Below are 24590 nucleotides of genomic sequence, written 5' to 3' on the forward strand. Positions count from 1 at the left end.
CTGCCGCCTCGGCAGGACAGGGCCCGCTCCGGCGACGTGCAGAGAATCGACCGGCGGAGGATGGGCCCATGACCGTCGCGCCCGACCCTGTCTGCTCTCCGCGGGAGGAACGAGTCCATGATCCGGCCGCTGGATCCGGACGCACGACTCGACCTCCCGGGACCGTTCGCCTGCATAGGCTGGACGCATGGTGACGACTCTCCCGTACGGCTCCTGGCCCTCGCCCCTGACCGCCGACCTCCTCGCGACCGGCGGCACCCGCCTGGGCTCGCCGCGCCTCGTCGGCCGGGAGGTGTGGTGGAGCGAGGGGATCGCGACCGAGGGCGGCCGCCAGGCGATCGTCCGCACCGCGGGTCCCGTCGCGCTCCCGCCGGCCGAGGGTGCCGAGGGACCACCCGCTGCGAACGGCGCGGCCGACCGCGTCACCGTCCTGCCCGCCCCCTTCAACGCCCGCTCGCGCGTGCACGAGTACGGCGGATCGAGCTGGAGCGTCGTCCCCGCGCCGGGGCCGGACGGGCAGGGGCCGCTGGTCGTCTTCGTGAACTTCGCCGACCAGCGCGCCTACGCGCTGCGCGAGGGGCAGCAGCCCCGCCCGCTCACCCCCGTCGGCCCCGCGGTCGAGTCCGCGCACGGACCCTCGCTGCGCTGGGCGGACCCCACCGTCGTCACCCTCGCGGACGGCACGACCGAGGTGTGGTGGGTGTGCGAGGACCACACAGGCGGCGAGGAGGGTCCGCGCACCGACGCCGACGGCGCCCCGCACATCGAGCGCAGCATCGTCGCCGTGCCGCTGGACGGCTCCGCCGCAGAGGATCCTGCCGCCCTGCGCCGCATCACCCCCGCCTCCCGCTTCGTCGCCCACCCGCGCCTCAGCCCCGACGGCACGCGCCTGGCGTGGATCAGCTGGGAGCACCCGCAGATGCCGTGGGACGGCACCGAGCTTCACGTCGCTCCGCTGCTCGGCGGCAGCGCCGGGGAGGGCGAGATCATCGCCGGCGGCACCGACGTCTCGGTGCTCCAGCCCGAATGGCTCGACGACGAGCGCCTCCTGTTCCTCTCCGACGTCACCGGCTGGTGGAACCCCTGGACCTGGTCGTCGGCCGACGGCGCCCGTCAGGTCCTCGCGCGCGAGGAGGAGTTCGCCGGGCCGATGTGGGCGCTGGGCACCACCTGGTACCAGGTGCTCGACGCCGACCGGGCCCTCGTCCAGCACGGCCGCGCCGCGACCTCGCTGTCCGTGCTGCGGATCAGCACCGGCGAGCTCGCCCCGCTGGACTGCCCGCTCACCGAGGTCGGCGGCATGCAGCGCCGCGAGGACGGGCTGCTCGTGCTCGCCGGCGCCTCCCCGACGGCGTTCGGCGCGATACATCTCGCCGAGCTGCGGCTCGAGGAAGGGAGCGCGCAGGCCGATCTGTCGGCCGACCCGTCCGACGCCGCGCCCGCGGCCGCCTCGACCGGTGGCGCGCCGTCGGCCGGACGGACCCCGTCGGCCGCGCCGTCCCTCTCCCCGCTCACCCTGCTGCGCTCCTCCCGCGACGACGCCCCGGACCCCGGCCTCCTGCCGGAGGCGGAGAGCATCGAGGTGCCGCTGGCGGACGGCGGAGTGGTCCACGCGATCGTGCACCGCCCCCGCCAGGAGGGCCTCGCCGGGCGCGAGGGCGAGCTGCCGCCGTTCATCGCGCAGGTCCACGGCGGTCCCACCGCGCACGTCCCGCCGGTGCTCTCGCTGCCGGTCGCCTACTACACCTCCCGCGGGCTCGGCGTGGTGGTCGTGAACTACGGAGGCTCCAGCGGCTACGGCCGCGCCTACCGCGACCGGCTCAAGGGCCAGTGGGGCGTGGTCGACGTGCAGGACACCGTCGCGGTGATGGAGCACCTGGTCGCCGAGGGGATCGCCGACGGCAAGCGGCTCGCGATCGAGGGAGGCAGCGCCGGCGGCTGGACCACGCTGGCGTGCCTGACCCGCACGGACGCCTTCGCGGCCGGGGTCTCCAGCTTCGGCGTCGCCGAGCTCGAGCAGTTCCGCCTGGACACGCACGACTTCGAGTCCCGCTACATCGACGGGCTCGTCGGCCCCTATCCCGAGCGGCGCGATCTGTACGTCGAGCGCGCCCCGCTCAACCACGTCGACGAGCTCGAGGTGCCGGTGCTGCTGCTGCAGGGCGACGAGGACCGGATCGTCCCGCCCAGCCAGTCCGAGGCGTTCCGCGACGCGCTCGCCGCCAAGGGCATCCCGCACGCCTACCTCCTGTTCGAGGGGGAGCAGCACGGATTCCGCAAAGCGGAGACGATCGTGACGGCGACCGAGGCGTCGCTGTCCTTCTACGGGCAGGTGCTCGGCTTCAGCCCCGCCTGCGTGCCGGTGCTCGCGCTGGAGAGGAGCTGAGGGTGCGGTGACCGGGAGCCGGGGGCGGGGGAGATGACGATGGATCCGAGCACGAACGGCGAAGGCCCCGGGGCATACGGGTCGGGAGCTCCCTGGCCGGGAGTCGGGGACCCGGGTGCCCACGGGCCGGGATCGGGCTGGCCGGGACCGGTCGGTCCGGGAGCCCAAGGGCACCGGGCCTACGGGCCGGGAGCGGGCGGGCAGAACCCGGGCGGTCCCGCTCCCGTGCCTCCGGCCGACGGCGGGTCGTGGCCGCCGCGCTCACCCGTCCCGCCCGCACCCTCCGTGCCACCGGTCCGCACGGCGTACGCCCTGATCGCGGTGATGGTCGTGATGGTGCTCAGCGGCCTCGTCGGCCTGCTCCTGGAGCTGTTCGGGGCGGGACTGCCTCTCGTGACGTGGACCGGGCTGCTGACCGAACCCGGCGGTCGGTCCGCGGTGGTGGCCGTCATGGTGCTCCTGCTGCTCGGGAACCTGGCGCTCTGGGTCGCGGCGTTGGTGCTGTCGATCGTCGTGATCGTGCGCGCCCGTCGCGGCAGCCGGCTCTGGACCGGCGGGGTGCTCGCCATCGCCCCGGTCCTGCTCGGTCTGCTCTTCGGCATCGACGTCTCCGGCGATCTGGACACGCTCCCCGACGGTCTCGTGCTCGTCGCCCGGCTGCTCGGCATCCTCGGGGCGCTGGTGGTGGCGGGGCTGAGGGCGGCCTCGATCGTCCTGCTGGTGCTCGGCCTGCGCGAGGTGCGGGCGGCTCGACGGGGCAGCGGCCGCGTCGGCGGTCGCTGACCTGCCCCACCGCCCCCATGCCCGCGGCCGCCCCAGCCCGTCCTGTGACGGTTGCCATAGGAAGGGGCCGGGGATAGGTTGGTGGGCGGTGCGCGAGGCTCCCGACCAGGGGGAGCGGAGCCTGTGTGCCTCCCGGTCCGACCAGCGGAGACGGAGGTGCGGCGTCATCGAGGACGCCCCCGGCCGCGCGACGGACCCGATGCGAAGGAGCCCCATGGACCAGCCCGGCACCGACCAGCCCCGCGACGATCGGCCCCGCCCCGACCAGCCCGGCACCGACCAGCCCGGCCTCACCCGGCGCACCGGCCTCGCAGCGGGAGCCCTCGCGGCCTGCGCCGGAGCCGTCGGCCTCCCCGCCGCCGCGCACGCCATGGGCGATCCCGCGCCGCGCAAAGAGCGCCCCGAGAAGCAGGCCGCCGCCTCCGCCCCCGGCTGGCGGCCCGGCGGACCCCACCCCCACCCCTGGAACCGGCGCGGCTCCTCGAAGACGCTCGAGGACGTCGAGCCCGCCGACGTCGGCCTGGACGCCGACGTGCTCGCCCAGCTGCCCGGCATCCTCCGCGCCGGCCTCGACAACGACCCGCCCCGCTTCTCCGGCGCCACGCTCCTGATCGCCTCGCAGCGCGGCATCGCCTACGAGCACGCCGACGGGTACGCGCTGCGCTGGCAGGACGCGAGCACCGAGCTGCCCGAGGCCGAGCGGATCCCCGCCCGCGTCGACACCATCTACGACCTCGCCTCGATCTCGAAGATCTTCACCGCCACCGCCGTCATGCAGCACGTCGAGGCGGGACTGCTCGCGCTCGAGGACCGCGTCGCCGACCACCTCCCGCGCTTCGCCGAGAACGGGAAGGGTGAGGTCACGGTCCAGCACCTGCTCACCCACGTCGGCGGACTGCCCGCCTTCATCAACCTCTACTCCGCCCACCCCGACGTCCCCTCGAGGATCGACGCGGTGCTCACCGTCGCGCCGAGCACCCCGCCCGGCACGAAGTACGTCTACTCCGACCTGGGCCTGATCACGCTCGGGCTCATCGTCGAGAAGCTCTCCGGGACGAGCCTCGACGCGTACGTGCGCGATCACATCACCGGCCCGCTCGGCATGGACGAGACGATGTACAACCCGCCCGCGGAGCTGAAGGCTCGCATCGCCGCGACCGAGTACGTGGAGCACTACGGCCGGCTCGTCCACGGGCACGTCCACGACGAGAACGCCTACTCCCTCGGCGGCGTCGCCGGGCACGCCGGGGTGTTCTCCACCGCCCGCGACCTCGCCGTGTTCGCGCAGATGTTCCTGCACGGCGGCATCTACGGCGGCGCTCGCATCCTCCAGCCCGACACCGTCGAGTCCATGTTCACCGACCGCATCGCCGAGATCACCGGGGTGGGCGGCGCGCGGCGCGGCCTGGGGCCCGAGCTCGAGGCCTGGTTCTATCACGCCGGCCTGACCAGCCCGTACAGCGGCGTGCACACCGGATTCACCGGCACCTCGCTGGTCATCGACCCGCTCACGGAGACCGTCGTGGTGCTGCTGACGAACTCGGTGCACCCCACCCGCGAGTGGTCCACCACCTCGGTCACCCGTCGCGAGGTCTCCACCTGCGTGGCCCATGCGCTCGGGATCGTCCCCGAGAGCGTGCGGTCCGGCTGGCGCGCCGGGGACCGTGACGCCGCCACGGCGACCCTGGAGATCTCCGCGGACCTGCCCGGCCGTGAGCCCGTGCTCGAGGTGGAGCTGTTCGCGCACCTCGAGACCGCCTACGACCTGCTGGTCCTCGAGGTATCGGCCGACGGGGGAGAGAGCTGGAAGCCCCTGCCGGGCCGACTCACCGCCCGCCACCAGGAGCCGGTCGAGATCCCCGACGGGACGATCACCGGCTGGGGCCGACGCGTGGCATGGACGGGGACGTTCCCGCTGGTGGACGCGTCGGGTCCGCTCTCGGGCGAGGTGCAGGTGCGGCTCGCCCTGACCACCGACGGCTCCACCCGCGGGCTCGGCGCGTGGGTGGGGAGGCTGCGGGTGCTGGACCGGCGTCAGGTGCTCGTGGACACCGATCGCGCCGCGGATCGCGAAGCCGTCGTCGCCGACGGGTGGTCGCTTCCCGGGTGAGGCCGGCGGCGCCGGGCCGACGGCCTCGGGGCGCGACCGCGGGGTCCGCACCCGACGTCATCGCGCCCCGAGCCGTCGCGCCCGGAGCCGTCGGGCCCGGCACCCCGGCCGGCACCCCGGCCGGCACCCCGGCCGGCACCCCGGCCGGCCGTCGGCCGCTCAGGCGCCGAGCGCGGCCTCGATGTCGTCCGCGATCTCCTCGGGAGTGGTCTGCGGCGACCAACGACGCAGGACCTGCCCGTCCCGGTCCAGCAGGAACTTGCCGAAGTTCCACTCGATGTCCCCGGCGGGGATCTTCAGCCCGCCCTCGAGCTCGTGCTCGCCGGTGAGCCACTTGTACAGCGGGTGCGCGCCCTCGCCGTTGACCTCGATCTTCGAGAACATCGGGAAGGTGACGCCGTAGTTGACCTGGCAGAACTCGGAGATCTCGTCGTCGGTCCCGGGCTCCTGATTGTTGAACTGGTCGCAGGGGAAGCCCAGCACGGTGAGGCCGCGGTCGCCGAAGCGCTCGTGGAGGGCCTGCAGGCCCTCGTACTGCGGAGTGAGTCCGCACTTGCTGGCGGTGTTGACCACGAGCACGACGGAGCCGAGGTGCTCGGAGAGGTCCTGCTCGGTGCCGGAGAGGGTGGTGGCGGTGAAGTCGGCGAGAGTCGTCATGCCTCCATTGTGGGTGCCGAGGCTGGGCGGAGGTCGAGGGCGGGGCTTCCCCGGCGCAGGGACGCGCCCGCACTCCACCTGGTGCCCGGCCCCTCGACGGTGACCGTTACTCCACACCGCCCTCCCCACCAGGTGCCCGCTCCCTCGACGCCGACCGTTCCTCCACACCGCCCCGCCGTCCCCATTTCCCGTCTCTGCCTGGTGATCTGCCGCGGGCGCCGGAAGCATGGAGGCATGACGAGCGCGCCGTGGTTCCCGGGTTCCTCGGGGAGGACACCCCCGAGGAGGTCCTCGCCGCGCTGCGCCGCACCGACCCGGTCGGGCTCGCCCAGCACCTCGGTGACCTGGCGTTCCTCCTCCAGGGGATCGCCGGCGACCCCGCCGAGCTGTTCGCGACCGAAGGCAGGTCCCGTCGCGAGTTCTCCGACCTGCTCGGCGCGATCCAGGCCTCCCGCGGGGCGCTCGACTCGCTCGAGGCCCGCGCACTGATCGCGCTGCAGGACACCACGCGCCGCGAACGCTGGGAGCAGGCGCGGGCCGACGCCGCCCACGAGGACGCCGCCACCCCCTCGCGCAGCCGCATCGAGCAGGAGGCCGACGGCTCCACCGTCACCGACATCTCCCTGATCACCCGCCGCTCCCCGCACATGGCCGGCCGCACCCTCGCCTCCGCCCGCCGCCTCGTCGAGACGCTCCCGCGGATCATGTCGGCGCTGGCCGGGGGCCGGATCGCCGGGGACTCCGCCTACGCCGTCGCGGGCGCCTCGGCCGTGCTGGACCCGGACCTCGCCCGCGAGGTCGACAGGATCCTCGGCGAGCGGCTGCCCGAGCTCGACGGCGCCGGCACTCGCAGGTGGCGGGACGCGGTCGCGACCGTCGCCGGGGACGTCGACCCCGAAGGCTCAACGCTCCGCCACCGGCGGGCGCGCAGCGACCGTCACGTGACGATGACCCCCGGTCAGCACGGGATGGCGACCCTCACGGCGCGGCTCACCGCGCTCGACGCCCAGCAGATCCACCGCCACCTCAGCCGCCAGGCGGAGCGTCGCCGCGCCGCCGGGGACCGCAGCGGCCACTCCGCGGTGATGGCGGACGTCCTGGTCGACACCGTGCTCCGCCCCGGCGAGGGGGCGCCGCCGCCCGTCACGCTCGAGGTCGGCGTGATCATCACCGACCGTGCCCTGTTCCGTCCCGATGCGGGCGACGTCGCCCATCTCGAGGGCTACGGCGCGGTGCCGTCCGAGGCGGTGCGCGAGCAGCTCCTGGCCTGCACGACCCCGCCTGCTGAGGGGGAGCGCGATCCCTTCGGCTCCGACGGCGAAGAGGTGCGGGCGACGCTGCGACGCCTCTACGCCCACCCCACGGCCGACGAGCTCATCGCGATGGACTCCGCCTCGCGGCCCTTCCCGCCCGCGATGCGACGCTTCCTCAGCCGGCGCGACACCACCTGCCGCGGACCGTTCTGCAACGCCGCGATCCGTCAGTACGACCACATCGTCCCCGTCTCCCGCGGCGGACCCACCAGTCTCGACAACGGACAGGGCGCCTGCGCCCACTGCAACAAGAAGGAGCAGCTCGCCGCCCGCGTCGAACGGGTCGAGAACCCCGCCCTGCCCGGGCACCGGGTGCGCTGGACCGGACACTCCGGTGCAGTGCGGGAGACCGGGCCGACGCCGCTGCTGGGCCCGACAGACCGGGCCAGGGCGCCGGGAGCAGACGACGCGCCAGCAGCGGGACACGACGGATCGGCGGCTGGCCCCGAGGGCGGCCACGGAGACGGACCGAGCAGCGGATCCGACGACGGTGGGAGCTGAGGGTAGGCCGGGGCACCGGGAGCAGCTGACGGCCCGGCGACCGGATCCGACGGCGTGCCCGGCAGGTGGTCCGACAGTGGCGGCACGTGAAGGCGGGCCCGGTGCGGGACCTGAGGGAAAGGCCCGTGCGGCTCCCACGACGGACCACGTCGAGGATCAGCGAACCGCAGCGGTCACTCGACCCCGTCGGCCGCGAGCCGGAGCGCGGCCGACGCCGCCCCATCGAACTGCGCCGCCTCCTGCACGCAGCGGGCCAGCAGCCACCGCCGGGTCCGCCGACGGTCCAGCCCCGCGAGATCAGCCATCCGATCGGCGAACGCCTCCGGATCGGCGACCAGGCGCTCCCCGCCGTTGAGCATGTGCTGCAGCACGTCGTAGTGCGGATCGCCGATGTACGGCTTCGGATCGATCATCAGCCACCGCTCCGGCCCGTCATGGGTGAGGATATTGCCCGGGTTCAGGTCCGTGACCAGCAGGACCTGCTCCCCGTCCCACTCCCGGGGCAACTCGCGGAACAGACCGAGGCCGTGCTCGACGAGCCCCGGCGGCAGCAGCGACGGGACTGCCTCGGCCTGCCGCCGGGCGGCGCTGTCGGCCCACCACGCGCACATGTCGGCGAGCGGCCGGAACGAGAAGAGCGTCGGGTCGCCGGAGTGAGGTGCCGGGGTCCTCGGGCTCGGTGCCGTCGCACTCGGGTCCGCGCACGGGACGCCGGAGTCCGCTGTCGGAGCGTCGCAGTCAGGTGCCGGATCGTCGTCCCCGGAGAGCAGCTCCTCGACCGGGACGCGCAGCCGGCGCAGCACCGCCGCGGTCACCTCGTCCCGCTCGGGCCAGGTCAGGCAGCTCGCGAGGGGCACCCCGGGCTGTACACGCTCCATCAGCAGCGCCGCCGTGTTGCCGCTTCGTTCGCTGCGGAACAGTGCCGCGACCCCACGGCCCTGCCAGGCCCGCATCCCGGCGGCCTCGTCGCGGGACTCCTCGTGCGCCCACGCCACCTTCAGCACCCGCTCGGCCCCGTCGGCGGTGCGCACCGGCGCCACCCAGGCGCTCGAACCGCCCGGTCGGAAGGGCGGCAGCGCCGTCAGCTCCCAGCGCTCCAGCACCTCCGCGACCAGAGCGGGGAGCCCCGCGAGCCACGCCCGCAGAGCGGGATCCTCCGCAGCCCGCAGGCCTTCCGGTAGCGGATGCCCCGCGACCAGCGCATCCGGTGCGGTCACCAGGTGAGCGCCCGCTCTGCGATCAGCGGGGCGACGCGTTCGACGGTCCCGAATGGCAGCGCGGGAAAGGGAGCAGGGAATGCGGCCACGGGATCTCCTCGATGAGCGTCGTCGACGCCCCGCAGACTACGGGAGAGGCCGGCCCGACCGTCGGGACCGCGGTGCGCGCCGACAGGACAGCAGTGCGCGCCGAAAGGACAGCGGTGCGCGCCGACAGGACCGCAGCGCGCCGACATGCCGCGGCACGGTCCTGCGGCACGTCCGCTGAGCCGTCCATCACCGGCGATGCAAGGGCCTGCCCCGGCGGCCGGGAGCACCGCGCGCCAGTGGATACGATGCGCTGGTGAAACCGTTCGTGCAGATCGCCACCCGTCCCGAGGACGACGTCGCCGTCACCGAGCGCGCCGCCGTGCTCGACTTCACCGGCCTCCAGGAGCAGGACCTGCTCTGGGCGCGCCTGGACCGCGACCCCTTCCCGGACCTCGCGATGGACGACATCTCCGGCATCATCCTGTGCGGCAGCCCCTTCACCGTCTCCGACCCCGTCGACTCCAAGAGCGAGGCGCAGCTGCGGGCCGAGGCGGAGATCGACCGCGTCCTCGACCAGGTCATCGCCCACGACGTCCCCTTCCTCGGCGCCTGCTACGGCATCGGCACCCTCGGCACCCACCAGGGCGCGCTGATCGACCGCACCCACGGCGAGCCGCTCGGCGCCGTCGAGGTCACCCTCACCGATGCCGGTCGCGAGGACCCCCTGGTCCGCGCCGCGCAGCTGGAGGACACCTTCCTCGGGCTCGTCGGCCACAAGGAGGCAGTGCACACGCTGCCCCCGCACGCCACCGCGCTCGCGAGCGGACGCACCGCACCGGTGCAGATGTTCCGCGTCGGGACCAGGCAGTACGCCACCCAGTTCCACCCCGAGCTGGACGTCCCCTCGATCATCGAACGGGCCCGCGCCTATCGCGACCATGGCTACTTCTCGCCCGACGAGATGGAGGAGATCTTCACCGAGCTGCGGCACGTCGAAGCCGACCAGCCGCCGCGGCTCCTGCGCGCCTTCGCGGAGCTTTTCGCGCGCTGACCCGGTTCGCGCGCTGACGCGGCTCACATGCCGGCGCGGCTCGCACACTGACCCGGCACGGACGCCGACGCGGCTCGGACGCCGACGCGGCTCGCGTGCTGACCCCGCCGGGAGCCGGGAAGCGTTGTCCTTCCTCCGCTCCCGACCGGCACGTCTCCCGCGACGGCCTGGCCTGCTCCGGTAGCGTCCGGTGCGTGCCACGATTCACGCCTGAGCAGGTCCGCCGACGTCAGATCGTCGCGGGCTCCCTCGCGCTGCTGCTCGTGCTGGTCATCGGCGGATGCTCCGTCTCGGTGATCCGCGGCCTCGGCGGGGGCGGGCAGGAGGCGGCAAAGAGCGATCCGGCGCCCTTCGCCGCCGACGACGCGGCGATGGAGGTCGCCGCGACCTCGACCGACGCCGCCGCGCTCGAGAACCTGCCCGCGGAGACGACGCTCGCGCCCGACGAGGTGATGGGCATCGACGTCTCCGCCCACCAGGAGGAGATCGACTGGGCCGCGGTCGCCTCCGACGGGTACGGCTTCGCGTACATCAAGGCGACCGAGGGCGCGGGCTTCGTCGACTCCCGCTTCCAGGAGAACTGGGACGGCGCGCAGGCGGCCGGGGTGGTGCCCGGCGCCTACCACTACTTCACGCTCTGCTCCTCCGGCGCGGACCAGGCCCAGGACTTCCTCGCCGCGGCCCCGCCCGACGACTCGGCGCTGCCGCCCGCTCTCGACCTCGAGTTCGACGGCGCCTGCGAGGAGCGGCCCGGCGCGGTCGACGCGCAGGCCGAGGTCGACGCGTTCACGGCGATCGTCGAGGAGGCCTGGGGCCGTCGTCTGTTGATCTACTCCTCCTCGGAGTGGCGCGACCACTACGGGCTGCCGGTCACGGACTCCCGCCCCGACTGGCTGTTCTCGGCGGGCAGCCGCCCGAAGCAGGGCGACTGGGCCGTGTGGCAGCTGCGCTTCGACGGGACGGTCTCCGGCGTCTCCGGCGGCGTCGACATCGACGTCGCGCGCATCGAGGTGCTGCGCGAGCACTCCGCGATCCCCGACGGCGAGGGTGCGATCGGGCACGAGGTGGAAGAGAAGAGCTGACCGGCGGGCCTCGGCCCGGGAGAGCGAGGGCGGGCGGGGCTGGTCGCGTCCTCGTCAGGGTGACTGGAACCTCGGCCCGGGAGAGCGAGGGCGGCCGACCGGACAGGGCCGAGCCGTGCGCGGCGGCCAACGCCCGGCGCGTTCGCACCTGCGGCGGTCGACCCGGGGGCGCTCAGCCCTGCAGGTCGAGACGTCCCATGGCGAGCTCGCGCCCGTGGGCGGCGACGACGTCGTCCAGGACGAGGTTCCAGTGGTCAAGCAGGCCCTGACGCTCGGCGGCCCCGAGCAGGCGCTCCTGGTGGATCTCGAGGATCGTGGCGTGGCCGAAGGACTCCGGCACCTCCTGGAGCGTCACTTGGAACACCGTCTCGTGGTCCAGGGTGTCCGGGGTCCAGCGCAGGCGGACGCGGCGGCCGACGTGGCAGCCGATGACACGGCCGTGGACCCGGCCCCCGCGGCGCACTGGCGCACCGACCATCTGAGGGACGGACTCGACGCCCAGCCACTGCGGGAGCCACTCGGCGAGCAGTCGCTGCCAGATCTCGGAGGGCGGGGCGGGAAGGGTGCGTCGGACGTCGAGCTCCCACCCGGCGTCGTGCGTGAGGCCGACGGGGGAGTGCCAGGTCTCGCTCTGCATGATTCCACGGTAGGACCGGTCCTGGAGAGAACCCAGGGCGGGAGCTGGACTGTCCTCAGGTGTTCGCCCGGGCGTCGCCAGGGGGACACCCAACGGGCTGCGGGGAGTGACCGGGGACATCTCCTGCGGTGCTCGCGCGCTCCCGAGCGGTCGGTTGGGCGCGCGGTGCTCAGGCCGCTTCGACGGCCTTCCGCACGGACCCCGAGCTCGTGAGGTCGCCGTTGATCTGCTCGCCGTCGATGAGCACGGCCGGCGTGCCCGGCACGGCCTGCTGGGCCTCCGGCTCGACGACCTGCTCCAGCCAGGGCAGGTAGGTGCCCTCGGCCTGGCAGCCGGAGATGTCGACCGACGTGGCCTCCTCGACGATGCCGATGAGCTCCTCGTCGGGGAGCCCCGCGGAGCCGGGCTGCTGCGCGAACAGCGCGGCCGACGCCGGGTACCAGTTCGCGGGGTCCTCCGCGGCGGCGCAGAGCGCGGCATTGGCGGCGCGGCCCGAGTAGCCGGCGGGGGAGGAGGTCGCATCGAGCATCGGACGGGGGTGCATCCGCAGCGTGATCTCCCCGGCCTCGGCCATCTCCTGCAGGTCCGGTCCCTGGGCCGCGTCGAAGGTCTGGCAGTGCGGGCACAGGAAGTCCAGGTAGACGTCGACCTCGGGGCCGTCGTCGCTGGTGCTGAGCTCGAGATAGGGCTGGTCGGCCGACGCCCCGGGCGGTGCCACGACCTCGCCGGAGCCCGTCGAGCCCTCCGCGCCCTCCGTCGGGCCTTCCTCGGTGGCGGTGGCGGAGCCGGGGTCCGAGCCCTCGCGAAGGACCAGGAAGCCGACGATGCCGCCGAGCACCAGCACCAGGACGAGGCCCAGGCATGCGACGCCGCCGATGATGCCGAGCACGAGCGGGGTGCGGGAGCGTGGCTGGGACATGGAGGACCTCGCGAGGATCGGGGGGAGGGAGGGGCGTGCACGAGGGTAGCGGTCCTCGGGAGGGATGTCCCGACGACGGTGCATGCTGGGGGCATGAGCTCTCACGACTCCGCCCAGGTGCCCGACGCCCCCGCCGCATGGCGCACCCGCCCGGAGCGGCCCGACGACGCCCCGACGCCGCGCGGCGAGATCGCCTACCCGCCCGCCTTCGGCGTGTGACGGGACGGCCCCGAGGGAGCGGCCCGGCCAGCCGAGCCGACGGATAGTGCCACGGACAGCAGAGCGGAGGTGAGCAGCAGCTGATGGACGGCCTCTTCGGCGACGACTTCGACGAGCCCGGGCTCCCGCGCTCGCCCTTCGACACCCCGGTCCTGCCGGTGCGGGAGCTGCGCGAGCACCCCCTCGCCCCCGCGGACCACGCGGCGTGGCCGGCGACCCTCGCCCCGATCCGCCAGGTGCTCCGCGACGGCCTCGAGCTCGGCCCGATCACTGTGCTGACCGGCGACAACGGCGCCGGGAAGTCCACCCTCGTGGAGGGGCTCGCCGGCGCGTTCGGGCTGAATCCGGAGGGCGGCGGGACCGGAGCGATGCATGCGACCCGTCGGACCGAGTCGCCGCTGGTCGAGCATCTCCAGCTCGTGCGCGGCGCCGGCGCCCCGCGCTCTGGCTTCTTCCTGCGCGCCGAGACGATGCACTCCCTGTTCACGTACTACGAGGAGATCGGCGTCGGCGGGATGATGCACGAGCGCAGCCACGGCGAGTCCTTCCTCGCGCTCGTCGAGGAGCGTTCGAGGATCCGCGGGCTGTGGCTGCTGGACGAGCCCGAGTCGGCGCTGTCCCTCAGCGGCTGCCTCGCCCTGCTCGACCTGCTGCAGCACATCGCCGACGCCGGCTCGCAGATCGTGCTGTCCACCCACTCACCGGTCCTGGCCGCGCTGCCCGATGCCGACCTGTACGAGCTGGGGGAGTGGGGGCTGCGCCGTGCCGACTACGACGACCTCGACCTGGTCCGCACCTGGCGCAGCTTCCTCGAGGCGCCGGAGCGGTTCCTGCGCCACCGGGGGTGAGCGGGCGCTGCGCGCGACGGCATCGCGCGGCGGCGCCCGCGGCACCGGCATCGCGTGCCGCCGTGCCGGCGTCGGGTCGCGGTCTCAGGGCTGCAGGCGGTGCCGCTCCCAGTCACCGGCGCCCGCGTCGTCGCCCGACCGCTCGTAGACGATCCGGTCGTGGACCCGGTGCGCCCGGCCCTGCCAGAACTCGATCCGCTCCGGACGGATCCGCAGCCCGCCCCAGAACTCCGGACGCGGCACCTCGGCGCCCTCGAAACGTGCCTCGACCTCGTCGTACTGCGCCTCGAGCGATTCCCGCGAGTCGATCCGGCGGGACTGGTGCGAGGCCCAGGCGCCGAGCTGGGAGCCGCGCGGACGCGTGGCCCAGTAGGCGTCGGACTCAGCCGCGGGGACCTCCTCGACGGGCCCCTCGACACGCACCTGCCGCTGCAGCGGGTACCAGGGCATGAGCAGAGCGGCCCGCGGCGTCGCCCGCAGCTCGCGGGCCTTGTCGGAGCCGAGGTTCGTATAGACCACTGCACCGTGCTCGTCCAGGCCCTTCAGCAGCACGGTCCGCGAGCGCGGCCGGGGTGCGCCGTCGGCGTCGAGTGCAACGGTGGAGAGCACCACTGCGGTCGGGTCCGAGATGTCGCCGTGGGAGTCGCGGCGGGCGAAGGCGTCCTGCAGCCAGGCGTCGCACAGGGCGAGCGGGTCCGCGGGGGCGGCGTCCGCGAGGGAGCCGGCGAGGTAGTCGAGTCGTTCGCCGGCGAGACGGTCCGAGGCGCTGGTCATGGCACTGATCCTAGGCCGTCGCACGGCGCGGGCCCATGCCCCGTCCTCCCCGCGCCGACCATGGCGTCGGGACGCACGGGGAGCTGAGGGCGACGTCGACGGCCGGCTCAGGCGGCCGCCAGGTGCTGGCCTCCGCCGCGGACCTGGCGCGGGGTCCCGTCGCCGCCCAGCAGACGGGCCCACAGGCCCCGACGCGTGGCGCGGTGAGCAGGGGCCCGGCGCGGAGCGACCGCGGAGCCGTCGGCCGAATCGCGCGTCGTGGCGAGCAGGGCCGGGAGCTCCAGCGTGCTCGGGTCGAGCCCCTGGGCGGCGGCGAGCGCCCGGCGCTCGCGCACGGCGTGCAGCGCGTCGACGTCGCCCCAGGCGCTGGGGAGGGGTCGGTAGGCGATGAGGTGGTCGGAGGTGGCTCGGGTGCGGCTGGTGGCGATGGTCGCGTTCTTCATGCCTCTACGATCCGTCGAGGGGTGCGGCGGGCGCGTCCGCCCGGGCGGGCGGCGCCGTCCACCTGGGGGAGGATCTTCGAGCGGGCACGGTCCGACCCGCGGCGCGGGGGTGAGGTCCCGGCGGAGGGGAGGAGCGAGGCCGGAGGGACGGACCGCGGCATGGACCGTGGGCCGACGGCTCGGGCCGGGGCCGGCGCGGACTTCGCGATGCGGTCCCGCGCCGCGCGCAGGGCGGCGAGGATCTCCGCCTCGTGCGCGGGGCTCTCGGCGAGGATCGCGCGGCCCAGCGCGGTGTGCACGGCGGGCAGGCGCCGGCCGACGCGAGGCACGACCCGCGGGTACTCGCGCGACTCGACGGTGTCGAGATGGTCGACTGGCTCGACCCGCTGTTCGAGGAGCGGCTGGAGACGCGCGAGGGCCGGATGCTGGTCCCGGACCGGCCGGGGCTCGGCATCACGCTGTCCGAGCGCTGCCGCGCCCTCACCGCGGACCCTGTCGTGCTCTGGGTCTGAACGCGGGGCCTGCCGCTCGGGCGCCGAGCACGGATCGGCGCGCTGACCGGCAGGCCAGTGCCGTGATCGAGCGCCGGGCCCGGGCTCTGCAGCCTGGACTCAGCGCACCATGCGGATGTCGGGCAGTGCCGGCCACCGCGGATCCACGTGCCGGGCCCCGTCGGGCGCAAAGCCGAGCTTCGCGTAGAAGCGCTGTGCGCGGGGGTTGTCCTCGGCGACCCACAGGCTCGCCGGCTCCTCGCCGATCAGCGCTGTGACCAGCGCGCGCGCCATGCCGGTGCCGTGCCACTCCGGCAGCACGTAGAGCACCGACAGCTCCCGGTCCCGCACCGGCTGCGGATCGCGGGGCGGCCAGGAGGCGGCGAGGCCGACGGGGATGCCGTCCCCGTCGCGGCCCACCCGGAAGATGCCCTCGTCGGCATCCGGCGTGCCCGGGGTCAGCCAGCAGGTCCAATGCTCGAGGCGCCGCGCGATCGCGGGCTCGCCGAACCACCCCTCGCCCGAGAGGGCGTGCCCGTAGGCGACCTCCCAGCCGCGCACGTGGACCCGGGCGAGGCCCGGGACGTCGGCCAGGGTCGGGGCGTCGATCGTGAAGCCGGAGGCCGGGTCCGGCGCGGGATCGGGAGCGGTCGAGCCGGCGGGTCGGAGCGCGCACATGGCCGCGAGGCTACCTGCCGCCCCCGCTCGCCGCGGAGCGGGACGCCTGCGGGCACGGGGACGACAGGGCGCCCCACCCTGTGCGATGCTGATGGATGCCATAAGCAATGCTTCGACCCGTCAGGGCGTCGGAGCGGACGACGAAAGGTGCACCATGTCGCTCTTCCTCCTCGAGATCGAGCCCGCCACCACCACTCGCGAGGGCAGCCAGGCCGTGCTCGACGCCCTGCGCGCCGCAGCGGGCGACACGGCCCCGGCGGAGCTGATCGAGTCCCAGGTCGCCGCGGACCATTCCCGCCTGTTCACGATCCTCGAGGCGGACGACGCCGAAGGGGCCGGGACGGTCGTCGCCGAGCTGCGCGAGGTCGCCGGAGCCGTCCACGGTCCCGACGAGGTGCGGCTGGTCGGCGCCGAGCTCGACGAGATCAAGGCCCTGCGCCGCGGTGCCGGCTACCTGGTGGAGTGGGACATCCCCGCCGAGATCACGATGGACCAGTACCTCGCCCGCAAGAAGGCGAACGCCCCGAAGTACGCCGAGGTCCCCGAGACCAGCTTCCTGCGCACCTACGTGCGCGAGGACACCGCCAAGTGCCTCTGCTTCTACGACGCTCCCGACGAGGCCGCCGTGGTGCGCGCCCGCGAGGCGGTCTCCACCCCGATCGACCGCATCTGGGCGCTCGGCGCGATCGAGCTCGACACCACCGGCGCCTGATGACCGCCACCTCCGAGCGTGCCCCCGAGCCTGCGGCCGGCACGGATCCCGCGACCCGTGACGGGCTCGGCCTCGCCGTGCTGCCCGCGGCGACGGAGCCCGTGCTCGCCCGCGTCGCCGAGCGGGCCGGGGAGGTCGACCGGGCCGAGGCGGACCTCTGGGACGAGCTCGCCGCGCTCGGGGAGCTCGACCTCCTCGCCGCACCGCTGCCCCTGGCCGCGGAGCTCACCCATGCCCTCGCCCGCCGCTGCACCGCGAGCGCCTTCGCGCTGTGGGGCCACCGCTCCGCGATCGCGTACCACGAGGCGACCGGCACCCCGCCGCCGGACGGCGCCGCCTCCGGCGCCGTGGCCCTCGCCTCCGGCATGGCCCCCGCCTTCAAGGAGGAGGCCGGCCTCGGCGAGATCCCGCTGCTCGCGACCGACTCCCCGGACGGCGCGATCGCCGTCTCCGGCGTGCTGCCCTGGTGCTCGAACCTCCGACCGGGAGGCTGGGTCGTCACCCCCGTCCGCTTCGAGGACGGCCGGCGCGCGGTCGTCCGCCACCGGCGCGACGCCGACGGGGTGCGGGTCAAGGAGCTCACCGGCCTCACCGCCCTGGACGCCACCGCCTCCGGCGTGCTGCTCCTGGACGAGGTGCGCATCCCCGCACAGGACGTCCTCACCCGCGACCTGCCCGCCTTCCGCGACCGGGTCCGCGCCACGTTCCTGCAGATCCAGACCGCCATGTGCCTCGGCCTCGCCGGGGCGGCGCTGGACGCAGCCGAGGCCGGGGCCGACGACGTGGCCCGCGAGGTCCTCGCCGAGGAGCTCTCCACGGCCGCCGAGGACTGGCAGCGCCTCCGCGGAGCGCTCGCCGCGGGCGTGCGCGCGGCCTCCGCGGTGCGCGCGGGCGGCGCGGGCGGTCCCTCGGACGACGCGTCGTCGGGGGCGTCTCCGTCGGGGGCGTCTGCGGCGGGCGGATCTCCGGCGGGCGCCGCGCCGTCGGCCCCCGTGCGGCCGGCCGAGCTGGTGCGGGTGCGGCTCGAGGCCGCGCTGCTCACCGGCCGTGCCACCCGGCTCGAGCAGAAGATCGTCGGCGGTCGCGGCTACGCGCTCGCCTCCGACACCTCGCGGCGCGCCCGCGAGGCGGCGTTCCTGCCCGTCCAGTCCCCGACCGAGACGCACCTGCGCCATCTGCTGGCCCGCGCCGGCGTCCCGGTCCCGACGGACGGGCGCGCATGAGCAGCCTCGCGCTCCACGGGGTCACCCACCGCTATCCCGGCGGCGCCGGCCCCGTGCTGCAGGACCTGGACCTCGAGGTCGCAGAGCACGAGACCCTGTGCGTGCTCGGCGCCTCCGGGGCGGGGAAGTCGACCCTGGTGCGGCTGCTGGCCGACCTCGACCAGCCGCAGTCCGGGCGCATCGACCGCGGCGCGGATCCGCGCCTGCCGGCGCTCGTCCCGCAGTCCCCGGACCTCTTCCCCTGGCTCACCGTCGCTGAGAACATCGCCCTCGGCGGCCGCTACTGCGCCAACGCCGGCCGCTTCCGCGCCGAACGGGTCCCCGAGCTGATGGCCGACCTCGGCATCGCCGAGCTCGCAGGCGCCCTGCCCGCCGAGCTCTCCGGAGGGCAGGCCCAGCGCGTCGCCCTCGGCCGGGCGCTCGCCGTGGACCCCTCCGTGGTCCTGCTCGACGAGCCGTTCTCCGCCCTGGACCCCGCGATCCGTGCCGACCTGCAGACCTGGCTGCGCGACGTGCTCACCCGCGTGCGGATCTCGGCGGTGCTGGTCACCCACGACGTCGACGAGGCGCTCGTGGTCGCCGACCGCATCGTCTACCTCGACGGGCCTCGCGGGATCACCGCCGACTGGACCCCGCGGGAGGACGGCACCACCCGCGAGGAGGTGCTCGCCCACTACCGGCGCGGGGCCATCGCCGAGGCGGACGCGTGAGCCCTCGGCGGTCCTCGCGCACGCCGTCGGGCGCGCGGGGTCCGAGCCGACGCGCCGTCCTCGGCGGAGGAGGAGCGCTCGCGCTGTCCGGCCTCGCCGGCGCCGGGCTCGGCCTCGCCGCCCGCGGCGAGGTCCCCGAGTCCCGCGGAGGGCAGGCCGGGAGCGGGTCGGGCGGCGCGGGACGCGAGGGGACGGCCTCGCAGCGCCCGCTGCGGATCGCCTATCTCCCCATCACCGACGCCGCCCCGCTGCTGGTCGCCCACTCCCGCGGCCTCTTCGCCGAGGCGGGGGTCGAGGTGGCCGAGCCCGTGCGGCTGCGCTCCTGGGCCACGATGGGCGAGGCCCTGCTGGCCGGGAGCGTCGACCTCGTCCACCTGCTGTTCCCGATGGCGCTGCAGATGCGTCTGGACCTCGGCGCCGACATCACCGTGCTCGGCGCCAACCATTCGGGCGGCTCCGCCCTCACCCTAGGCCGGGACGTGCCCGAGCTCGGCGCTCTCGCCGGCTCCACCCTCGCCGTGCCCAGCTGGTTCTCGATCCACAGCATCATCGTCCAGCAGATGCTGCGCGCCGAGGGACTCACCCCCGTCGTGCGACGCACCGCCTCCCGCGACCGCGGCGAGGTCACCCTGGTGCCGATGGCGCCCTCGGACATGATCCCGGCGCTGGACGCCGGATCGATCAGCGCATACACCGTGGCGGACCCCTTCAACGCGATGGGCGAGACGACGGGAGCCGGCACCATCGGCCGCTTCCTCGGCGACGTGTGGCGCTCCCATCCCTGCTGCGTCACCGTCGCCTCCCGAGCGCTCCTGCGCCGCCCGCCCGAGCAGATCGCCGGCGTCGCCGAAGCCCTCGTGCAGGCCCAGATCGCCTGCCGGGAGGACCGCGCGGGCGTCGCCGCCGAGCTCGCCGGGACCTACCTCCCCCAGCCGCCCCCCGCGATCGCCGCGGCGATGCACCGCGAGGGCGCCGGCCACGCGCACGTCGCCCATCCCGAATGGCACGGGGAGACCATCGACTTCACCCCCGTGCTCAGGCCCGGCTTCACCGCCCGGCTGGTCCGCGAGATGCGCACCGCCGTGCTCGACGCACCCCTCGGCGCGCTCGCCGAGATCGACCCCGAGGACGCCCACGACCTGGTCGTCGACGACACCGCGCTGCGCGACGCCGCCCGGCGGATCGACCCCGGCTCGCTCGTCGGCCTCGACGACCCCGAGGAGATCGCCCCATGAGCCTCGTCCCCGCAGATCTCGACTCCGAGGACCCCGGCCGCCCCGAGCCCCGGGACGACGCCACCCTCGAGGCTCGTCCCCGCGATCCCGCGGGGCGCGGGGCCGACGGGGCGTCGCGGCGCCCCGGCCGTCGACCCGGCGTGCGTGCGGAGCGCGGCCCGGCCCTGGCCTGGGGAGTGCTCGGCGTGCTCGCCGTGGGGCTCGCGTGGTGGGCGCTCACCGCCGTCGGCGGGGCGGGCAGTCCCATGCTCGCGGCGCTGGACCCCCTGGGCGTGCCCTCCGCCCTCGCCTCCCTGCTCGACACCGGCGTGCTCGTCCAGGATCTCGTCACCAGCACCCTCCGCCTCCTGCTCGGCATGGGGATCGCCGCCGCGCTCGGCATCCCCGCCGGGGTGCTGATCGGCCTGCACCGGCCGACCCGCTGGGCGAGCGCGCTGCCCGTCCAGTTCGTGCGCATGATCTCCCCGCTGTCCTGGGCGCCGGTGGCCGTGGCGCTGCTGGGGGTCGGCTCGGCGCCGGTGGTCTTCCTCGTCACGGCCGCGGCGATCTGGCCGATCCTGCTGGGCACCGCGGCGGCGGTCGCCGCGATCGACCCGCGCTACGTCGCCGTCGCCCACACCCTCGGCGCGAACCGGCGCGAGATGCTGCGCACGGTGCTCGTCCCCTCGGTGCGGCCGGCCGTGCTGCAGTCGATCCGGCTCGCCCTCGGCATCGCCTGGGTGGTGCTGGTGCCCGCCGAGATGCTGGGCGTGACCAGCGGGCTCGGCTACGAGATCCTCAACGCCCGCGACCGCCTCGCCTACGACGAGATGCTCGTGGTGATCCTCGTGATCGGCGTGCTCGGCGCCGCGATCGACCTGCTCGCGCGCCTCCTCCTGACCCCGCGCCGGGGATGATCCGGGCGGCGCCCCGGGGCGCCTAGCACGGGTCCGCTTCCCACCAGGTACCTGCAACCCGTAGTATCACTAACGCCGGCGTCCGGAGCCGACGTCGGCCGCAGGTCCCGCGGGCGCGGATCCCTGCGGCCGCGCCGCGACTCCGGCCCGCCCGAAGACACCGCCGTCCCAGGAGGAACCCGTGCCCGAAGCCGTCATCGTCGCCGCCACCCGCTCACCCATCGGGCGCGCCCGTAAGGGCTCGCTGAAGGACGTCCGGCCCGACGATCTCGCCGCGCAGACCATCCGCGCCGCCCTCGACCAGGTCCCGCAGCTCGACCCCGCCACCATCGACGACCTGCAGCTGGGCTGCGCGATCCCCGAGGGCTACCAGGGCGGGAACCTCGCCCGCACCGTCGCCGTGAAGCTCGGCCTGGACACCGTGCCCGGCGCGACCGTCACCCGCTTCTGCGCCTCCTCGATCCAGACCACCCGCGCCGCCTTCCACGCCATCGCCTCCGGTGAGGCGCGCGCCGTGATCTCCGCCGGCGTCGAGTCGATCTCGCTGAGCACCGGCAAGCTCATGGAGGAGGACGCCCGCGACCCGGAGTTCAGGACTGCGTGGGAGCGCACCGAGAAGCGCGCCTCCCGCGAGATCCCCGCCCCCTGGCACGATCCGCGCGAGGACGGCGAGCTGCCCGACGCGTACATCCAGATGGGCCAGACCGCCGAGAACGTCGCCGAGCTGCGCGGTGTGCCCCGTCAGGCGCAGGACGAGTTCGCCACCCGCTCCCAGAACCGGGCCGAGGCCGCGCAGGCCTCCGGCTTCTTCGCCCGCGAGATCACCCCGATCACCCTGCCCGACGGCACCGTCGTCGACACCGACGACTCCCCGCGTGCCGGCGTCACCTACGAGGCCGTCGCCGGTCTCGACCCCGTCTTCCGCCCGGGCGGCACCGTCACCGCCGGCAACTGCTGCCCCTTGAACGACGGCGCCGCGGCGCTCGTGCTGATGGAGGCGGAGTATGCGAAGGAGCTGGGAATCACCCCGCTCGCCCGCGTCGTCGCCACCGGCGTCTCCGGCCTCAGCCCCGAGATCATGGGCCTCGGTCCCGTCGAGGCGACGAAGAAGGCCCTCGACCTCGCCGGGCTCACCATCGAGGACATCGACCTCGTCGAGCTCAACGAGGCCTTCGCCGCCCAGGTGCTCCCCTCCGCGGAGGACCTTGGCATCGACCACGACAAGCTCAACGTCCACGGCGGAGCGATCGCGCTCGGCCACCCCTGGGGCTCCACCGGCGCCCGACTCACCACCACGCTCCTGAACGGCCTCGCCGAGCGCGACGGCCGCTACGGCCTCGCCACCCTCTGCGTCGGCGGCGGCCAGGGCATGGCCCTCATCGTCGAGAGGATCAAGTGATGACCAGCAACGACACCCGCACCACCACCGACACCAGCAGCTGGGACGCCCCGGCGCCCGGCCACATCTCCCTCGGGGGCAACCCCGGCACCGATGAGAACCGCGATCGCCTCGACTCGGTGGTCACCGAGCGCGCCGTCGTCTCCGCGCCCGACGCGGCGGCCGCCACCCCCGAGGCGCTCCTGCCCGCAACCGCGGACCACTTCGCGCTCTTCCAGGACGTCGAGGGCGAGGACCTGAAGGCCTGGGCCGATGCCCGCTCGCTCGCCGACGAGGTCCTGCCGCGGATCAACGACTGGTGGGACCGCGGCGAGTACCCGATCGAGCTCGTCGCCCGCCTCGGCGAGCTCGACCTGCTCACCGACGGCCTGGACGTGCCCGGCCACCGCACCCTCTCCCCGCTCGCGACGGGCCTGGTGAACATGGAGCTCTCCCGGATCGACGGCAGCGTCGGCACCATGGTCGGCGTGCAGGGCGGGCTCGCGCTGCGCTCGATCATGCTGCTGGGCTCCGAGGAGCAGAAGCAGCGCTGGGGCGACTCCCTCGCCACCGGCGCCGAGCACGCCGCCTTCGCCCTCACCGAGCCCGACCACGGCTCCGATTCCGTCTCCCTCGAGACGATCGCGCGCCGCGAGGGTGACGAGTGGGTGCTGACGGGCGAGAAGCGCTGGATCGGCAACGGCGCCGGCTGCCATCTCTCGGTGGTGTGGGCGCGGATTGATGACGCAGCGGATCCCGCCCTTCACGGCCAGGTCAGCGGCTTTCTCGTGGACCAGTCCCTGCCCGGCTACGAGGCCGAGGTGATCCGCGGCAAGGTCGCGCTGCGCGCCATCCACCAGGCCCACATCACGCTGAACGAGGTGCGGGTGGGGCTGGATCAGCGCCTGCCCGGCGCCCGCACCTTCAAGGACACCTCCAAGGTCCTGTTCGCGACCCGCGCCGGGGTCGCCTGGGGCGCGCTCGGCCACGCGATCGCCTGCTACGAGGCCGCGCTCGAGCACGCCACCACCCGCATCCAGTTCGGGCGCCCGCTCGCCAAGGCCCAGCACGTCCAGGTGCGGCTCTCGGACATGCTGCAGACCCTCACCTCGATGCAGCTGTACTGCCGCCGCCTCGCCGACCTCGAGGCGGCCGGCACCATCCGGCCCGAGCAGGCCTCGCTCGCGAAGGTGCACAACACCCGCGCCGCCCGCGAGATCGCCTCGAACGCCCGCGACCTCCTCGGCGGCTCCGGGATCCTGCTCGAGAACCGCGTGATCCGCCACCGCAGCGACATCGAGGCGCTGCACACCTACGAGGGCACCGACACGATGCAGTCGCTGATCGTCGGCCGGTCGATCACCGGGACCAGCGCGTTCGCGTGAGCGGCCTGTTCGAGACAGGTCGGTAGGATGCGGCGGCGGAGCGGGAGCTCCGCCGCAGCCTGCCTGCTGGCTCAGGCTGGAGACCCTGCCGCTTGGGCAGGAAAGATCCGACCCCAGAGGGGCTGGGAGGTGTTCTCACTGTGGAACCATTCCTAGCTGGCCGTGGAGAAGATCGCAGGTCACAGGCCATTCTCGACGTCCCTTTTCGGCCGGACTTGCGCGGTTGACCGATGCTATCCACAACGGCCAAGTGGGGTACGCCGGAGAACCTCTACTCTTGGTGCATGCCTGTACGCGTCCTGGAGGATCTCCCTGCCGAGCTTGCCCTGCACATCCTGCAATCCGGCAGTTGCGCTGTGGACACGGAGACATCGGGGCTCGATTGGCGTACGGACCGCTTGGAGATCTGTCAGATTTTCTCACCAGACTGCGGACCGGTGATCATCCGGAACACGGGTCGCACGCCGGAGAACCTCGCGATGATCATCGAATCGCCCACGGTCCAGAAGGTCCTCCACTTCGCGCCGTTCGATCTGCGGTTCCTCGAGTTCTGGTGGAGGATCAGGGCTCAGAGTGTTCGGTGCACGAAGACGGCGTCACGTGTTCTCGAGCCGGAACGCCCGAGCGCGGAGTACAGCCTCAAACCGCTTTTGGAGCGTCGCCTCGGCATTCGGGTGGGCAAGGGTGCTGTGCGGACCAGCGACTGGGGTGCCGACGAGCTCAGTGCTGAGCAAGTCGAGTACGCGATCGATGATGTCCTTCATCTACTTGCCCTGCATGATGACCTCACGTCAAGCATGTCCTCGGAGCAGCGTGACCTGTACGAAGGAATCTGCGCATACCTCCCGAGTGATGCACACAGGGAGTTGATCGGCGTGCCGAACCCTCTCGTGCATTGATGCCGATGTCGCA

The 24590-nt window shown here is 74.2% G+C and carries 24 protein-coding genes and 1 pseudogene; 17 read left to right on the forward strand and 8 right to left on the reverse strand.

The window, feature by feature from the left end:
• Positions 1 to 187 precede the first annotated feature (187 nt).
• The 3 genes from RBL05_RS11065 (at position 188) to RBL05_RS11075 (ending at position 5279) form a co-directional block, all read left to right on the forward strand.
• Positions 188 to 2386, forward strand: coding sequence for a S9 family peptidase (locus RBL05_RS11065; RefSeq protein WP_308739439.1), 2199 nt, complete (start codon positions 188 to 190; stop codon positions 2384 to 2386).
• A 285-nt stretch (positions 2387 to 2671) separates the two neighbouring features.
• A complete protein-coding gene (locus RBL05_RS11070; protein WP_308739438.1) occupies positions 2672 to 3169 on the forward strand; it encodes a hypothetical protein in 498 nt (165 codons plus the stop codon).
• A 214-nt stretch (positions 3170 to 3383) separates the two neighbouring features.
• Complete coding sequence (locus RBL05_RS11075) at positions 3384 to 5279, forward strand: serine hydrolase (RefSeq protein ID WP_308739437.1); 1896 nt, start codon at positions 3384 to 3386, stop codon at positions 5277 to 5279.
• Between the two features lie 159 nt (positions 5280 to 5438).
• Here the strand turns inward: RBL05_RS11075 and RBL05_RS11080 are convergent, their stop codons facing one another.
• Entirely contained in the window at positions 5439 to 5936 is a 498-nt protein-coding gene (locus RBL05_RS11080; RefSeq protein WP_308739436.1) for a glutathione peroxidase, read from the reverse strand.
• A gap of 248 nt (positions 5937 to 6184) precedes the next feature.
• Here RBL05_RS11080 and RBL05_RS11085 point away from each other — a divergent pair, with 248 nt between their 5' ends.
• Entirely contained in the window at positions 6185 to 7750 is a 1566-nt protein-coding gene (locus tag RBL05_RS11085) for an HNH endonuclease (RefSeq protein WP_318603641.1), read from the forward strand.
• 173 nt (positions 7751 to 7923) lie between these two features.
• Here the strand turns inward: RBL05_RS11085 and RBL05_RS11090 are convergent, their stop codons facing one another.
• Complete coding sequence (locus tag RBL05_RS11090) at positions 7924 to 8967, reverse strand: aminoglycoside phosphotransferase family protein (RefSeq protein WP_308739434.1); 1044 nt, start codon at positions 8965 to 8967, stop codon at positions 7924 to 7926.
• Between the two features lie 343 nt (positions 8968 to 9310).
• Between RBL05_RS11090 and RBL05_RS11095 the strand changes: the two genes are divergently transcribed.
• Both RBL05_RS11095 and RBL05_RS11100 read left to right on the forward strand, forming a co-directional pair.
• Positions 9311 to 10048 carry a glutamine amidotransferase gene (locus RBL05_RS11095; protein ID WP_308739433.1) on the forward strand — a complete coding sequence of 246 codons (738 nt, stop codon included), beginning with the start codon at positions 9311 to 9313 and terminating at the stop codon, positions 10046 to 10048.
• Positions 10049 to 10242: 194 nt separating this feature from the next.
• On the forward strand, positions 10243 to 11130 hold the full coding sequence (locus RBL05_RS11100; RefSeq protein ID WP_308739432.1) for a GH25 family lysozyme: 888 nt from the start codon (positions 10243 to 10245) through the stop codon (positions 11128 to 11130).
• A 172-nt stretch (positions 11131 to 11302) separates the two neighbouring features.
• On the opposite strand, the gene RBL05_RS11105 is transcribed toward RBL05_RS11100, so the two are convergent.
• Both RBL05_RS11105 and RBL05_RS11110 read right to left on the reverse strand, forming a co-directional pair.
• Positions 11303 to 11767: a hypothetical protein gene (locus RBL05_RS11105; protein ID WP_308739431.1), complete on the reverse strand. Its 465-nt coding sequence runs from the start codon at positions 11765 to 11767 to the stop codon at positions 11303 to 11305.
• Positions 11768 to 11936: 169 nt separating this feature from the next.
• On the reverse strand, positions 11937 to 12686 hold the full coding sequence (locus RBL05_RS11110; protein ID WP_308739430.1) for a DsbA family protein: 750 nt from the start codon (positions 12684 to 12686) through the stop codon (positions 11937 to 11939).
• 93 nt (positions 12687 to 12779) lie between these two features.
• On the opposite strand from RBL05_RS11110, the gene RBL05_RS11115 reads away from it, so the two are divergent.
• Together RBL05_RS11115 and RBL05_RS11120 are read left to right on the forward strand one after the other, a co-directional pair.
• Positions 12780 to 12905 (forward strand): hypothetical protein, encoded by a 126-nt coding sequence (locus RBL05_RS11115; protein WP_308739429.1) that lies wholly within the window; start codon positions 12780 to 12782, stop codon positions 12903 to 12905.
• 83 nt (positions 12906 to 12988) lie between these two features.
• Positions 12989 to 13753 (forward strand): AAA family ATPase, encoded by a 765-nt coding sequence (locus RBL05_RS11120; RefSeq protein WP_308739428.1) that lies wholly within the window; start codon positions 12989 to 12991, stop codon positions 13751 to 13753.
• A gap of 84 nt (positions 13754 to 13837) precedes the next feature.
• Here the strand turns inward: RBL05_RS11120 and pdxH are convergent, their stop codons facing one another.
• From pdxH to RBL05_RS11135, 3 genes are all read right to left on the reverse strand, one after another.
• Positions 13838 to 14527 (reverse strand): pyridoxamine 5'-phosphate oxidase, encoded by a 690-nt coding sequence (gene pdxH / locus RBL05_RS11125; RefSeq protein ID WP_308739427.1) that lies wholly within the window; start codon positions 14525 to 14527, stop codon positions 13838 to 13840.
• A gap of 107 nt (positions 14528 to 14634) precedes the next feature.
• Complete coding sequence (locus RBL05_RS11130; RefSeq protein ID WP_308739426.1) at positions 14635 to 14970, reverse strand: hypothetical protein; 336 nt, start codon at positions 14968 to 14970, stop codon at positions 14635 to 14637.
• Positions 14967 to 15299: a hypothetical protein gene (locus RBL05_RS11135; protein ID WP_308741195.1), complete on the reverse strand. Its 333-nt coding sequence runs from the start codon at positions 15297 to 15299 to the stop codon at positions 14967 to 14969. The genes RBL05_RS11130 and RBL05_RS11135 overlap by 4 nt, the downstream gene beginning before the upstream one ends.
• A gap of 30 nt (positions 15300 to 15329) precedes the next feature.
• Between RBL05_RS11135 and RBL05_RS11140 the strand changes: the two are divergent.
• Positions 15330 to 15482 (forward strand): annotated as a pseudogene (locus tag RBL05_RS11140) (mandelate racemase/muconate lactonizing enzyme family protein); the annotation flags it as partial.
• Between the two features lie 99 nt (positions 15483 to 15581).
• Here RBL05_RS11140 and RBL05_RS11145 read toward each other — a convergent pair.
• Positions 15582 to 16139 carry a GNAT family N-acetyltransferase gene (locus RBL05_RS11145; protein WP_308739425.1) on the reverse strand — a complete coding sequence of 186 codons (558 nt, stop codon included), beginning with the start codon at positions 16137 to 16139 and terminating at the stop codon, positions 15582 to 15584.
• 154 nt (positions 16140 to 16293) lie between these two features.
• Between RBL05_RS11145 and RBL05_RS11150 the strand changes: the two genes are divergently transcribed.
• From RBL05_RS11150 to RBL05_RS11185, 8 genes are all read left to right on the forward strand, one after another.
• Positions 16294 to 16851, forward strand: coding sequence for a DUF4242 domain-containing protein (locus RBL05_RS11150; RefSeq protein ID WP_308739424.1), 558 nt, complete (start codon positions 16294 to 16296; stop codon positions 16849 to 16851).
• Positions 16851 to 18074 carry an acyl-CoA dehydrogenase gene (locus tag RBL05_RS11155; RefSeq protein WP_308739423.1) on the forward strand — a complete coding sequence of 408 codons (1224 nt, stop codon included), beginning with the start codon at positions 16851 to 16853 and terminating at the stop codon, positions 18072 to 18074. The genes RBL05_RS11150 and RBL05_RS11155 overlap by 1 nt, the downstream gene beginning before the upstream one ends.
• Positions 18071 to 18784 (forward strand): ABC transporter ATP-binding protein, encoded by a 714-nt coding sequence (locus tag RBL05_RS11160; RefSeq protein WP_308739422.1) that lies wholly within the window; start codon positions 18071 to 18073, stop codon positions 18782 to 18784. Before RBL05_RS11155 ends, RBL05_RS11160 begins: the two co-directional genes overlap by 4 nt.
• Positions 18781 to 20019, forward strand: a complete 1239-nt coding sequence (locus tag RBL05_RS11165) for an ABC transporter substrate-binding protein (RefSeq protein WP_308739421.1) — start codon at positions 18781 to 18783, stop codon at positions 20017 to 20019. Before RBL05_RS11160 ends, RBL05_RS11165 begins: the two co-directional genes overlap by 4 nt.
• Entirely contained in the window at positions 20016 to 20915 is a 900-nt protein-coding gene (locus tag RBL05_RS11170; protein ID WP_308739420.1) for an ABC transporter permease, read from the forward strand. Before RBL05_RS11165 ends, RBL05_RS11170 begins: the two co-directional genes overlap by 4 nt.
• Before the next feature lie 181 nt (positions 20916 to 21096).
• Positions 21097 to 22314, forward strand: a complete 1218-nt coding sequence (locus tag RBL05_RS11175; protein WP_308739419.1) for an acetyl-CoA C-acetyltransferase — start codon at positions 21097 to 21099, stop codon at positions 22312 to 22314.
• On the forward strand, positions 22314 to 23678 hold the full coding sequence (locus RBL05_RS11180) for an acyl-CoA dehydrogenase family protein (protein WP_308739418.1): 1365 nt from the start codon (positions 22314 to 22316) through the stop codon (positions 23676 to 23678). Before RBL05_RS11175 ends, RBL05_RS11180 begins: the two co-directional genes overlap by 1 nt.
• Before the next feature lie 284 nt (positions 23679 to 23962).
• A complete protein-coding gene (locus RBL05_RS11185) occupies positions 23963 to 24577 on the forward strand; it encodes a hypothetical protein (protein ID WP_308739417.1) in 615 nt (204 codons plus the stop codon).
• The last annotated feature ends 13 nt before the right edge of the window (positions 24578 to 24590 follow it).

This window comes from Brachybacterium sp. GU-2 (assembly GCF_030866705.2).
Lineage (GTDB): Bacteria > Actinomycetota > Actinomycetes > Actinomycetales > Dermabacteraceae > Brachybacterium > Brachybacterium conglomeratum.

What these genes read in the sequence shown, in the direction of transcription:
- pdxH (WP_308739427.1), bottom strand. Translation starts at nt 14,527, where the DNA reads ATGACCAGCGCCTCGGACCGTCTCGCCGGCGAACGACTCGACTACCTC.
- RBL05_RS11150 (WP_308739424.1), top strand. Translation starts at nt 16,294, where the DNA reads ATGTCGCTCTTCCTCCTCGAGATCGAGCCCGCCACCACCACTCGCGAG.
- RBL05_RS11120 (WP_308739428.1), top strand. Translation starts at nt 12,989, where the DNA reads ATGGACGGCCTCTTCGGCGACGACTTCGACGAGCCCGGGCTCCCGCGC.
- RBL05_RS11160 (WP_308739422.1), top strand. Translation starts at nt 18,071, where the DNA reads ATGAGCAGCCTCGCGCTCCACGGGGTCACCCACCGCTATCCCGGCGGC.
- RBL05_RS11185 (WP_308739417.1), top strand. Translation starts at nt 23,963, where the DNA reads ATGCCTGTACGCGTCCTGGAGGATCTCCCTGCCGAGCTTGCCCTGCAC.
- RBL05_RS11110 (WP_308739430.1), bottom strand. Translation starts at nt 12,686, where the DNA reads ATGTCCCAGCCACGCTCCCGCACCCCGCTCGTGCTCGGCATCATCGGC.
- RBL05_RS11080 (WP_308739436.1), bottom strand. Translation starts at nt 5,936, where the DNA reads ATGACGACTCTCGCCGACTTCACCGCCACCACCCTCTCCGGCACCGAG.
- RBL05_RS11145 (WP_308739425.1), bottom strand. Translation starts at nt 16,139, where the DNA reads ATGTGCGCGCTCCGACCCGCCGGCTCGACCGCTCCCGATCCCGCGCCG.
- RBL05_RS11130 (WP_308739426.1), bottom strand. Translation starts at nt 14,970, where the DNA reads ATGAAGAACGCGACCATCGCCACCAGCCGCACCCGAGCCACCTCCGAC.
- RBL05_RS11180 (WP_308739418.1), top strand. Translation starts at nt 22,314, where the DNA reads ATGACCAGCAACGACACCCGCACCACCACCGACACCAGCAGCTGGGAC.
- RBL05_RS11155 (WP_308739423.1), top strand. Translation starts at nt 16,851, where the DNA reads ATGACCGCCACCTCCGAGCGTGCCCCCGAGCCTGCGGCCGGCACGGAT.
- RBL05_RS11075 (WP_308739437.1), top strand. Translation starts at nt 3,384, where the DNA reads ATGGACCAGCCCGGCACCGACCAGCCCCGCGACGATCGGCCCCGCCCC.
- RBL05_RS11170 (WP_308739420.1), top strand. Translation starts at nt 20,016, where the DNA reads ATGAGCCTCGTCCCCGCAGATCTCGACTCCGAGGACCCCGGCCGCCCC.
- RBL05_RS11115 (WP_308739429.1), top strand. Translation starts at nt 12,780, where the DNA reads ATGAGCTCTCACGACTCCGCCCAGGTGCCCGACGCCCCCGCCGCATGG.
- RBL05_RS11105 (WP_308739431.1), bottom strand. Translation starts at nt 11,767, where the DNA reads ATGCAGAGCGAGACCTGGCACTCCCCCGTCGGCCTCACGCACGACGCC.
- RBL05_RS11065 (WP_308739439.1), top strand. Translation starts at nt 188, where the DNA reads ATGGTGACGACTCTCCCGTACGGCTCCTGGCCCTCGCCCCTGACCGCC.